The organism is Herbaspirillum sp. meg3 (assembly GCF_002257565.1).
GTDB lineage: Bacteria > Pseudomonadota > Gammaproteobacteria > Burkholderiales > Burkholderiaceae_D > Herbaspirillum.
This window is the reverse complement of the sequence record NZ_CP022736.1, coordinates 3436351-3448018: the sequence shown is the minus strand read 5'-3', so window position 1 is coordinate 3448018 and position 11668 is coordinate 3436351. Positions and strand designations below refer to the sequence as shown.

Genomic DNA, 11668 nt, shown 5'->3' with positions numbered 1-11668 from the left:
TTTTCTCGCATCATCCAAACATGCCGTGCAAATACCAATGCGGTTCGACACCGTCAACATCGCCAATGCGCTCGCGATAAATCCAGTAAAGGCAGTGATCTGCTCCTTCGGCGATGTAATAGTCGCGTGTCACCAGGTCGCCGTTCCACCAGCCTGCTTCGATACGTTCGGCGGGCGAGACGGGGCGCAGGCGGGAGCCGTAATAGGGCCGATGCTGGCATATGGTCAAGGCAATCGGTTTTTCCAGCAGCCACGTGGGGCGGGGCGGCAGAGGGCGTTCTTCCAGCGGGGCGGCGGCGTCCATGACGGAAACCCAGCGATTGGCCTGTTCAGGCCGGTAGTCGGCGAGCGGTGCGGCGTGCAACACCTTGTCCGCACCCAGCCGCGCGACCAGCAGTTCGATCAGGCGCTTGTGGTCTTCCGGCGTGCCGCCGGGTTCGGGAAACAGATTGTCGCTGGCCGGCGCCATGGGTTCGGTTTGCGCCGCTTCCAGCACGACGGCGATGATGGGAGCGGTAATTTCCAGCCGCGCCAGGCGTTCTTTAAGCAGCCTGATCAGGTGCGCGTCTTGCCAGGTCGGTTCGGCCAGCATGAGTTCGATGGTCGTGGGGGCCACGGCCTGACGGTCGCGCTCGTGTTCCAGTTGTACGCGCACTTGCGTGACGGCCAGATGACGCGCCGCCAGCCAGCCGCAGAGTTGGGTGAGCAGGGCCTGAATGGTGTATTGGGCGGCGTCGGCGTGTTCGATGCGTTCGCTTAATTCAATGCGTTGCCGAAAGCTGGGCGGGACTTCGATCCAGGCGTGCAATTCCGGCGCGTCGCCATGGGCGCAATCGAGTGCATCCAGCATGTGCGTGTCGCCGCGCCGTTGCAGACCGGCGCGTGGCAGGCGGCGCAGATCAGCCAGCGTGCGGCAGCCGATGCCGGCGAGCCAGTCGAGATAGGGCACCGCAGCCGGCAATGCAGCGACAGGCAGGCGGCCGAGATGCCGGTGCAGGTGATGTTGTTTCAATGTCCGGGCACCGGTGTGTCGGGCGAGTAAAGCGGCGCCGTTGGCGGTCGGTGCGCAACTGATGACGGCGCTCAGGCCGAGTTGCCGGACGGTGGCGCGCACACGGCGGCATAAGGCGCGAATGCCGCCGAACAGGCTCAGGCTGGCGCCGATGTCGAGCAGGATGGTGGATTCTTCCGCGAAGCTGGCCTGCGGCGTGTATTGCAGCAAGGCGATGGCGGCGCCGAACAATGTCTGTGCCTCGCGATCGAAAGAGCGTTCGTGCATAAGCGCTTTGGGGAGCCGCGCCAGCACGCCGCCGCGCCGCATGCCGATACGCACGCCGGCTTCGCAGGCGCACTGCGAAGCCGCCATGACGCGGGTGTGCTCCAGCACGACGGAAGAGACTTCATCCGACCAGTTCGGATGAAATACTTCCAACGACAGCAGGGGCAGATGTACGGCGATCCACAGGCGCATGATGCAAAAGATTCAGAGAGGGCAACGAAATAAACAAGGGCGTGTCACGCTGCGGTCCGCGGCGTTTGACGAAACGGACTTCAATGCCGCCGGCCGCAGCCGCCAGCGACAAACGTAAGGGGGCCGGCGAAGCATCCTGCGCACAACTGAGCGGACGCAGCATGACGAACAGGGTGCTGCCGGTTTGCGCCGCCAGATGCAAGCGGCGCAGGCTGTCCTTGCGCATGTGCCGCTGCCAGAACAGCAGAGCGGCGCAACTGCCGGATTTCAATATCTGTTCAGCAGCCCAGGCGGCATCGGCGCTGGTGGCGGCACGCACCGACAGCAGCCGTGCGGCGTCGACACCAATCTGGCGCCATCCGATGGCTTGCGGTGCATGCGGCGTCTGCACCAATGCGATGCGGCGCGGCGACAGGGATTGGAGTGCCGGACCCAGCAGGCGCAGCTCGCCGACGCCGGGTTGCGGCAGCAGCAAGTCGATCAGCGCACCGGTCGGCCAGCCTTGCCCGGGGAGCTCTTTAGACAGCGCATCAAATCCGGTATCGAGTCCACGCGCCGTGCTGCGGGCAAGCTGTGAAGCGAGCCAGAGCGAGGCGTGAATACTTTGAGGAAGAGGCGCGGACATGAGCAAGATTCGAAATACGTATACTGTATAAATATACAGTAATTGTCGTGCTTCGGCGATCTTGATCGGGTGAGGTTTCTGCGGGTTTTGCAGTACCTGACAAGATTACTCAAGTTTGATATACTTGACGTAAATATTCGGGAATTCAGGGAGTGGTTCTGAAAACTGTTCTGGAGTCGAGATTTCATGCGATTAACTACTAAAGGCCGTTTTGCTGTGACAGCAATGATTGACTTGGCGTTGCGCCATGGCAATGGACCCGTCACGTTGTCCGCCATCAGCGAGAGGCAGGAAATTTCTTTATCATATCTGGAGCAGTTGTTCGGCAAATTGCGGCGCCACCAGATCGTTGAGTCCGTGCGCGGACCCGGCGGCGGTTACAACCTGGCGCGCAAAGCAGGTGATGTGTCGGTTGCCGACATCATCATCGCCGTCGATGAACCCCTGGATGCAACGCAATGCGGCGGCAAGGAAAATTGCCATAGCGTCACCCACCCCGGTGGCACGCGCTGCATGACGCACGACCTGTGGTCGACGCTGAATGAAAAGATGGTCGAATATCTCGACTCGGTCTCCTTGCAAGACCTGGTTGACCAGCAGCACCAGAAAGAACAGAAGCAGCCGGAACACAGAACTCTCGGCACTGAACAAAGCGTGGTTGTCATGCACCGCCCTCACGCAGCGGTTTGATTGGAGCTAGAACAAAATGAATGCACCTCTGGAAAAAAGCTTGTTGGACACCATCAAGGCGCCGCATTTTCCAATTTATCTGGATTACTCGGCCACCACACCGGTCGACCCGCGCGTGGCCGACAAGATGATTCCGTATCTGCGCGAGCAGTTCGGTAATCCTGCGTCGCGCAGCCACATGTATGGCTGGACTGCAGAGAAGGCCGTGGAAGATGCACGCGAAGAAGTCGCCAAGCTGGTCAACGCGGATTCGCGCGAAATCATCTGGACTTCCGGCGCGACAGAAAGCAACAACCTGGCAATCAAGGGTGCTGCACAGTTCTACAAGACCAAGGGTAAGCACATCATCACGGTCAAGACCGAGCACAAGGCTGTGCTGGATACTTTCCGCGAACTGGAGCGTCAAGGTTTCGAGGCGACTTACTTGCAACCGCAAGACAATGGTCTGGTGACTGTCGAGCAAATCGCCGCAGCCGTGCGTCCCGACACCATCCTGATTTCGGTCATGCTGGTCAACAACGAAATCGGCGTGATTCAGCCTGTACCTGAAATCGGCGAATTCTGCCGTTCCAAGGGCATCATTTTCCATTGCGACGCTGCGCAGGCAACCGGCAAGGTCAAGATCGATCTGGAAAACTGGAAAGTCGACCTGATGAGTTTCTCGGCGCACAAGACTTACGGTCCCAAGGGCATCGGCGCGCTGTACGTTCGCCGCAAACCACGTGTGCGTATCGAAGCGCAGATCCACGGTGGTGGTCACGAGCGCGGTCTGCGTTCCGGCACACTGGCAACTCACCAGATCGTCGGCATGGGCGAAGCCTTCCGCATCGCCCGCGAAGAAATGGAAACCGAACTGGCCCACATCCGCGCCATGCGCGATCGTCTGGCCAAGGGTTTGCAAGAGATCGAAGAGACCTACATCAACGGCGACATGGAACACCGTGTGCCGCACAACCTGAACGTCAGCTTCAACTATGTCGAAGGTGAATCCCTGATCATGGCGATCAAGGACATCGCAGTGTCGTCCGGTTCGGCTTGCACCTCGGCCAGCCTGGAACCGTCGTATGTGTTGCGCGCCCTGGGTCGCAGCGACGAACTGGCGCACAGCTCGATTCGTTTCACCATCGGCCGTTTCACGACCGAAGAAGATATCGACTTCACCATTGATCTGATCAAGAGCAAAGTCGGCAAGCTGCGCGAATTGTCGCCGCTGTGGGATATGTACAAGGACGGGATCGACATCAGCACGATCCAATGGGCTGCACACTAATATCGCGAAAATGAAAACCGCCCCCATATAGAACGCAGGGGCGACCTCATCAAGGAGCATCAAAATGTCTTACTCGGAAAAAGTACTCGATCACTACGAAAACCCACGTAACGTCGGCGCCTTCGAAAAGGGCGACGAGACCGTAGGCACTGGTATGGTCGGCGCGCCCGCTTGCGGCGACGTCATGAAGTTGCAGATCAAGGTCGGCGCTGACGGCGTGATCCAGGACGCCAAGTTCAAAACCTACGGTTGCGGTTCGGCGATTGCTTCGTCGTCGCTGGTGACCGAATGGGTCAAGGGCAAGACATTGGATCAAGCCTTGTCGATCAAGAACACCCAGATCGCTGAAGAACTGGCGTTGCCACCGGTGAAGATTCACTGCTCGATCCTGGCGGAAGACGCCATCAAGGCCGCGGTGCAAGACTACAAAGCCAAGCACGGCAGCGTTGAGCAAAAGGCTGCAGCCTAATAGAGAAGGGCAAGCATTATGGCAATCACACTGACTGAAAAAGCTGCAAAACACATCAGCCGCTACATGGAGCGTCGCGGTAAAGGCCTTGGCCTGCGCCTTGGCGTGCGCACAACCGGCTGCTCCGGTCTGGCTTACAAGCTGGAATATGTGGACGAAGAAACACCGGAAGATCAGATGTTTGAATCGCGCGGCATTCGCGTCTATGTGGATCCCAAGAGCTTGCCGTACATCGACGGTACTGAATTGGATTTTGCGCGTGAAGGCCTCAACGAAGGCTTCAAGTTCCAGAATCCGAACATGAAGGACGAATGCGGTTGCGGCGAAAGCTTCCGTATCTGATCTCATGATCACCACCGCGATGTCGGCGCAGCGATGTGCGACATCACGGCGGCGATTGAAACTGATCATATGATCTAGTGCTTAGCCAGAATCGCGTTGTATCGTTCAGCGATAGCCTCTGAAGAGTAGTTCTGCCAAGCCTGTTGAAGTCCGAACAGGCTTTTTATTTTTTGTTCCTCTGAACAATCTTTGCACAACGTATGCAAAATCACTTCGCACTTTTCCAATTGCCACAACGCTTTGCCGTCGATCAGACTGCGTTGGAAAAGGCGTACCACGGCGTGCAGAACCAGGCGCACCCGGACAAGTTCGCCAATGCGACCGGCGCCGAGAAGCGCGTTGCCATGCAATGGGCCACACGCGCCAACGAAGCCTACCAGACGCTCAAAAATCCTCTCAAGCGCGCCTCCTATCTTTGCGAGCTTAATGGCGTCGATCTGCAAACCGAATCCAATACCTCCATGCCGCCCGCATTTCTGATGCAGCAAATGGAGTGGCGTGAAGAGCTCGACGACGCGCGTGCAGGCAAGAATATCGATGCGCTCGAGCAGCTTGACGCTGCCTTGCGCAGCGCAAAGAAAGACACCGTCGCCCGCATCGAAGCGCTGCTCGACGCCAACGACTTCACTGCCGCCGCCCAACTGGTGCGCCAGTTGATGTTCCTTGAGAAATTCGGCGAAGAGATCGGCAATACCTTCGCTCTGATCGAAGGTTGATGCGCCATGCCTGACGTGTTCCTGTTTCTGATCGCCGCGATGATGCTGACCCTGGCTCCAGGGCCGGATAACATTTACGTGCTCACGCGCGGTATCGCGCAGGGCAAGAAAGCCGGACTGGTTGCTGCGCTCGGTTTTTCGTCTGGATTGTTTTTTCACACCTTGCTGGCGGTGCTGGGGTTTGCCGCCATCATCAAGGCCTATCCAGCCGCTTATCACGCCTTGCAATACGCAGGCGCGGCGTATCTGGTGTATCTCGGCGTCCGCACCTTGCGCTCTGCTGCGTCGATGTCGCTGGATGCGACCATGACGCCGGTCAGCCTGTCGCGCATTTACTGGCAAAGCGTGATCGCCAATATTCTCAATCCCAAGGTGACGCTGTTTTTCATCGCCTTCCTGCCGCAATTCGTCAACGTGCACGCCGGCCATGTGGCCTGGCAGATGCTGTTGCTGGCGGTGGTGTTCATTCTTCAGGCGCTGGCAATTTTCAGCGCGATTGCGTTTTTCTCCGGCATCGTCGGCGCGTATTTCAAGCGTCAGGCGCGTGCCGCTCTCTATTTGAACAGGCTTGCCGGCTGTGCGTTTGTCGGATTAGGTATCCGCATCGCCTTGCCGGAATAAATCGACTATGGCTCTTCTCCAAATTTCCGAACCGGGCATGTCCACCGCACCGCATCAGCATCGGCTGGCGGTAGGCATCGATCTCGGCACCACCAATTCGCTGGTCGCCACTGTGCGCAACAGCATCCCTGAAGTCCTCAACGACGAAGAGGGCCACAGCCTGTTGCCATCGGTAGTGCGTTATCTGCCTAACGGCCACGCCAATATCGGCTACAAGGCGCAAGCTGCGCAAACCACCGATCCGAAGAACACGATCGTCTCGGTCAAGCGCTTCATGGGCCGTGGCCTGAAAGATATCGCCTACGTCGAAAACCTGCCCTACGATTTTCAGGATGCGCCGGGCATGGTACAACTGAAGACCGTTGCCGGTGTGAAGAGTCCGGTTGAGATTTCGGCGCAGATTCTGGCGACTTTGCGTCAGACTGCGGAAGATGCGCTGGGCGACGATCTGGTCGGCGCGGTGATTACCGTGCCTGCTTACTTCGATGATGCACAGCGTCAGGCAACCAAGGATGCGGCACAACTGGCCGGTCTCAATGTCCTGCGTTTGCTCAATGAGCCGACTGCAGCAGCGATTGCTTACGGCCTCGACAATGGTTCGGAAGGCACATTTGCCGTCTACGATCTGGGCGGCGGCACCTTCGATATTTCCATCCTCAAGCTGACCAAGGGTGTGTTTGAAGTCTTGTCGACCGGCGGCGATTCCGCACTGGGCGGCGACGATTTTGACCAGCGCCTGTTCTGCTGGATTTGCGAACAAGCGCAGTTGGCTCCCTTGTCGGACGAAGACACGCGCATTCTGCTGGTGAAGGCGCGCGAGGTGAAGGAGCTGCTGTCCTCCAAGGCTTACACGCAAATCGATGCGGCCCTGAATTCGGGCGAAGAAGTACATCTGTCGATCACGGCGGAAGAGTTCACCGCGCTGACCCAGCATCTGGTCGCCAAGACCATCACGCCATGCCGCAAGGCACTGCGTGATGCGAATCTGTCCGTGGACGACGTCGACGGCGTGGTGCTGGTCGGTGGTGCAACCCGCATGCCACATGTGCGCAAGGCCGTCGGCGAGTTCTTCCAGACGACGCCGTTAGCCAATATCGATCCGGACAAAGTCGTGGCGCTGGGCGCCGCCGTGCAGGCTAATCTGCTCGCCGGCAATCGTGCCGCCGGTGATGACTGGTTGCTGCTGGATGTGATTCCTTTGTCGCTCGGGATCGAGACCATGGGCGGCCTGGCGGAAAAAGTTATTCCACGTAACTCGACCATTCCATGCGCACGCGCGCAGGAGTTCACGACCTTCAAAGACGGTCAGACCGCGATGGCGATTCAAGTGGTGCAGGGCGAGCGTGAGCTTGTCGCAGACTGTCGTTCGCTGGCGCGTTTCGAGTTGCGCGGCATTCCGCCGATGGCGGCTGGCGCGGCACGTATCCGCGTCACGTATCAGGTTGATGCCGATGGCTTGCTGTCAGTATCTGCACGCGAAATGACCTCGGGCGTGGAAGCGGCGATCACCGTCAAGCCTTCGTATGGATTGGAGGACGATGACGTCGCGCGCATGCTGCAGGATTCCTTCCAGTCGGCCGATGAAGACATGAAGCGCCGCGCCTTGCGCGAAGAACAGGTCGAAGCCGAGCGCATCATTCTGGCGACGGAGTCGGCGCTCAATGTTGACAGCGCTTTGCTGAGTGAACAAGAACGTATCGACGTCGCCGCGTTGATCGAAGTCGTGCGCGAGAAGGCGCTGGGTGATGATCATCTGGCGATCAAGGCGGCAGTTGAAGCGCTGGCGCATGGTACTGAAGAATTCGCTGCCCGCCGCATGGACCGAAGCGTTCATGCCGCGCTGGCCGGCAAGAAATTGGATGAAGTTTCGTAAAGATAGAGGTTAATACCGTGCCACAAATCGTCATACTCCCACACCCCACTTTTTGCCCTGACGGCGCCGTCATCGACGCACCGGTCGGCAAGACTCTGTGCGACGCCATGCTCGACAGCGATGTCGATATCGAACACGCCTGCGAGAAGTCCTGCGCCTGTACCACTTGCCATGTGGTGATCCGCGAAGGCTTTGATACGCTGGATGATCCGACCGACAAGGAAGAAGATTTGCTCGACATGGCCTGGGGCTTGGAAGCAAATTCACGCCTGTCGTGTCAGGTGGTGCTGGGCGACGACGATCTGGTCGTCGAAATTCCGAAGTACACCATCAATCACGCCAGCGAGAATCACTGATTCGACTGACGGCTTAGGGCCGGCGCGGGCGACTGATCAACATTAGCGAGGCAGCCATGAAATGGACCGACATTCAGCGTATTGCTGAAGAGCTGAACGACAAGTTTCCGGACACCGATCCCAAGACCATACGGTTCACCGATTTGCATCGTTGGGTGATGGAGCTGGATGGTTTTGATGACGATGCCAATCGTTCCGGAGAGAAGATTCTGGAAGCGATTCAGGCCGCCTGGATCGAAGAAGCCGAGTAAGTCGCGCAGCATTGCAGACTGCGGACGTAAAAAGGAGCGTAGATCGCTCCTTTTTTCATGCCCATCGTTTTGCTAGCTGAGCCTGCAATCACACCAGAATATTCGATACGTGCTGCATGCCCGTCGTGTATTGCGGGAAGATTTGCTGCATGGCGCTGTCCGGGATACGCATGTGTTTCTCTGCCAGCGTCGACATCACCGCGCGGAAATCAGTTGTGATCGCCAGATCCCGTCCTTCATTGAGTTCCGCCTTGTTCAGCCCCGGCCATTGACCGTAAATCGTGTGTCCGCGCACATTGCCGCCGAGCAGCCACATGACGTTGCCATGGCCGTGATCGGTGCCGCCGTTGCCGTTTTCACGGAAGGTACGGCCGAATTCCGACACCACCACGATCACCGTATCATTGAACGCCGGGCCAAGTTCTTGTGCCAATGTTGCCAATCCTGTCGCCAGCGGCGCCAGGCGATTTGCCAGCTGACCGGCGCCATTGCCCTGATTGGCGTGGGTATCCCAGCCCCCGACAGCAAGAAAACCCAGGCGGATCTTTGGATCGCCGCGCATCAGGCGACCAAGGCGGGCCGTATCGATGGACAAGCCATTCGGCAAAGGCGCGCCGTTGTTGGCCATGCGCTGCTCGTTGCTGCTCATTTCCGCCATCAGCTCTTTGCGTGCCGCGATGCCGTCGCGGTAAGCCTTGCCCAGAGCATCGTTGTCTGCGTACATCGCCCCGTAGGCCTGATTGACCTTGGGCTGATCGATCAATGTCTGGCGAGCGGCGTCGCGGCCGGTCGGCATGTTGGCGACGACTTGCCGGCCGCTGAGGATGCGTGGTGTCGATTCGCCCAGCGTCAACGCTTGTACCGGCGAATCGGATCGGGGCAACTGACCTTGCAGGCGATTCATCCAGCCGTCGCGGGTATTGTGCTGGCCGGGTGTGCCGGTTTCCATGTAGTCCTGCGCTTCGAAGTGTGAGCGCGAACCGTCCGGTGACCCCGAGGCGTGTACAAAAGCCAGCTGGCCGCTCTCCCAATAGGGCATCAAGGGCCGCAATGACGGATGCAGGCCGAAATAGCCGGTGAGGTCGATCGCACCATTGTTCTGTCCGGGACGCGCCACGGCGATGCTGGAGCGCGCCTGGTAGTACTCGCGGTCGCCATGCGGCACCACCACATTGAGACCATCGACGGCGCCGCGTAGGAAGACGACAACCATGCGCGGTGTACCGTCGCCGTTGGCGTGGGCACGTTGCTTCGGCGTGCCGTAGGCGAGCGGGGCGTTGCCGGATGACGATGTTGCAGCGGATGGTTTGCCGACCGGCGCCACGGCGCAGCCCGACAGGCCGATGGGAATGACAATGGCGCTGCCGCCGGCAATGCCCATGTAACGAATGAAGTCACGACGGTTCATGATGATCCTAACGTTTCATGAATGCGGGGCTGCCCAGAATCAGGCCGACCTGCAAGTTTGCGGGTGACGAGGAGATCGTCGTCACGTCGTTCTGGCTCAGCATCGGCGACAAGGTTTGTATCAATTGCACCGGATCGACGGCGGCCGCATCCGGCGACGGCTGGGTGCCTTCGGGGCGTGCAATCGGTGATTTACCGTTGCTCAGGCCGTTGACGAAATTGATCCGCCGCAACAACGCATCAGGATTGAGCCAGGCTTCTTCCGAATACTTGTAACCCTCCGGGGTCAGCCAGCCATACAAAGGCATCCCGAATTGATTCAGAACGCCGCTGACGGGCTTGTCGTTGACCACCGGGGTTGCGGTTGCGCGCAGAGATGAGATGACGTACTGATAGGGTGTCTTGAACTGGGCCTGATAATTCTTGCGCGCCCAGAATTGCGGACTGTCGAACAAGACGCGCAGCACCGATTTGATATCGCCATTGGTGGCGAGGAAGCGCTGCGACAGTTGATTGACCAGTTCCGGATCGGGCTGGTCGGAGACAAAGTACTGCACCAGCTTGGTCGAAATGAACCGTGCCGTGGCAGGATGGCGTGCCAGCATGTCGAGCGCGACTTCACCTTCCTGCTGGCCGCCGCGTGGAATGACTCTGCCGAGAAACTGCTTGTCGCCTGTATCGTGACGCCCCGGGCGGAAGATGAAAGTAGCGTCGTCTGTATCATCTTTCATCTCGCGCACAGCGATGGTCCAGCCACTGAGAATGCGCGCCAGCGAAATAACGTCGGCCTGGCTATAGCCGCCATTGACGCCCAGCGTATGCAGTTCCATCAATTCACGTGCATAGTTTTCGTTGAGTCCTTTGAAGCGGCCTTTGGCCTGCGGCGTATTGGTGCCGCTGCTGAGCCAGTTGTCGAGGTAGTAGAGCATGGCCGGATGGTGCGCGACGGCACCCAGCAACTGGCGGAAATTGCCGAGGGCATTGGGACGGATGGCATTCTTTTCGTAATCAGCGTTCCAGTAGCGAACCCATTCCTTGCCTTCAAAAACATTGAAGTGGTTAAACCAGAATTCAGTCATGACCTCCTGCAACTGACGTGGACTTTCCGTTGCCATCCAAAGACGGGCCAGATGACTGGCCGGGGTGATCTCTTTGGCGGCGCGCTGACGAGCGGCATTTTTTTCTTCCGGTGTCGCCGTGTTGGCAGGGAAAGACGGCGGGCCATATTGGATGTAGAGCTGTGGCGCACTCAGGTTGTACGTTGGCAAACCGTCGAGCCTTGCCTGCAAATCTGCCGGGAAGGGGATATGGTCAGGGTCAAGTTGTGCGTCGATATAGCGTTGCACGCCCATCCTTTCCACGGCGGCGACGTCGCCGGGGCGGGGGCCGTAAGCCAGACGATTGAGCACATGCAAGGCCTTTTCCTGCGAGGTCAGCGCTTGCGCAGATGCAGCCCCGCAAAGGCACAATGCCAGCAATCCGGTCAAGCCATGTCTTAGCGGGGTGTGCATGATCACTTTGCGGAAAAGGGAGGAGTTGCGTTCAGTATGTACATCCTCGTTTCCTCTCGCTGTAAT

13 protein-coding genes are annotated in these 11668 nt (G+C 58.6%); 9 read left to right on the top strand and 4 right to left on the bottom strand.

All coding sequences use genetic code 11. The features are described from left to right. Positions 1 to 10: 10 nt before the first annotated feature. Both hmeg3_RS15560 and imuA read right to left on the bottom strand, forming a co-directional pair. A complete protein-coding gene (locus hmeg3_RS15560) occupies positions 11 to 1471 on the bottom strand; it encodes a DNA polymerase Y family protein (protein WP_094564530.1) in 1461 nt (486 codons plus the stop codon). Beyond that, entirely contained in the window at positions 1401 to 2096 is a 696-nt protein-coding gene (gene imuA / locus hmeg3_RS15555) for a translesion DNA synthesis-associated protein ImuA (protein ID WP_198361711.1), read from the bottom strand. The genes hmeg3_RS15560 and imuA overlap by 71 nt, the downstream gene beginning before the upstream one ends. A gap of 186 nt (positions 2097 to 2282) precedes the next feature. Here imuA and iscR point away from each other — a divergent pair, with 186 nt between their 5' ends. The 9 genes from iscR to iscX all read left to right on the top strand — a co-directional run bounded on the left by iscR (position 2283) and on the right by iscX (position 8684). Then, on the top strand, positions 2283 to 2786 hold the full coding sequence (iscR, locus tag hmeg3_RS15550) for a Fe-S cluster assembly transcriptional regulator IscR (RefSeq protein ID WP_094564528.1): 504 nt from the start codon (positions 2283 to 2285) through the stop codon (positions 2784 to 2786). A gap of 16 nt (positions 2787 to 2802) precedes the next feature. Further along, positions 2803 to 4056: an IscS subfamily cysteine desulfurase gene (locus hmeg3_RS15545; protein WP_094564527.1), complete on the top strand. Its 1254-nt coding sequence runs from the start codon at positions 2803 to 2805 to the stop codon at positions 4054 to 4056. A gap of 64 nt (positions 4057 to 4120) precedes the next feature. Then, positions 4121 to 4525 carry a Fe-S cluster assembly scaffold IscU gene (iscU, locus tag hmeg3_RS15540; RefSeq protein WP_007880057.1) on the top strand — a complete coding sequence of 135 codons (405 nt, stop codon included), beginning with the start codon at positions 4121 to 4123 and terminating at the stop codon, positions 4523 to 4525. Between the two features lie 18 nt (positions 4526 to 4543). After that, entirely contained in the window at positions 4544 to 4867 is a 324-nt protein-coding gene (iscA, locus tag hmeg3_RS15535; protein ID WP_094564526.1) for an iron-sulfur cluster assembly protein IscA, read from the top strand. A gap of 200 nt (positions 4868 to 5067) precedes the next feature. Beyond that, positions 5068 to 5583, top strand: coding sequence for a Fe-S protein assembly co-chaperone HscB (gene hscB / locus hmeg3_RS15530; protein WP_094564525.1), 516 nt, complete (start codon positions 5068 to 5070; stop codon positions 5581 to 5583). A 6-nt stretch (positions 5584 to 5589) separates the two neighbouring features. Beyond that, on the top strand, positions 5590 to 6204 hold the full coding sequence (locus hmeg3_RS15525) for a LysE family translocator (protein WP_094564524.1): 615 nt from the start codon (positions 5590 to 5592) through the stop codon (positions 6202 to 6204). Between the two features lie 7 nt (positions 6205 to 6211). Then, positions 6212 to 8077 carry a Fe-S protein assembly chaperone HscA gene (gene hscA, locus hmeg3_RS15520; RefSeq protein ID WP_094564523.1) on the top strand — a complete coding sequence of 622 codons (1866 nt, stop codon included), beginning with the start codon at positions 6212 to 6214 and terminating at the stop codon, positions 8075 to 8077. 17 nt (positions 8078 to 8094) lie between these two features. Beyond that, positions 8095 to 8433, top strand: coding sequence for an ISC system 2Fe-2S type ferredoxin (gene fdx, locus hmeg3_RS15515; RefSeq protein WP_007880067.1), 339 nt, complete (start codon positions 8095 to 8097; stop codon positions 8431 to 8433). A gap of 56 nt (positions 8434 to 8489) precedes the next feature. Next, a complete protein-coding gene (gene iscX / locus hmeg3_RS15510) occupies positions 8490 to 8684 on the top strand; it encodes a Fe-S cluster assembly protein IscX (protein WP_094564522.1) in 195 nt (64 codons plus the stop codon). Between the two features lie 88 nt (positions 8685 to 8772). Here iscX and hmeg3_RS15505 read toward each other — a convergent pair whose 3' ends face one another. Next, positions 8773 to 10092, bottom strand: a complete 1320-nt coding sequence (locus tag hmeg3_RS15505) for a DUF1501 domain-containing protein (RefSeq protein ID WP_094564521.1) — start codon at positions 10090 to 10092, stop codon at positions 8773 to 8775. Positions 10093 to 10099: 7 nt separating this feature from the next. After that, positions 10100 to 11602, bottom strand: a complete 1503-nt coding sequence (locus tag hmeg3_RS15500; protein WP_094564520.1) for a DUF1800 domain-containing protein — start codon at positions 11600 to 11602, stop codon at positions 10100 to 10102. Between the last annotated feature and the right edge of the window lie 66 nt (positions 11603 to 11668).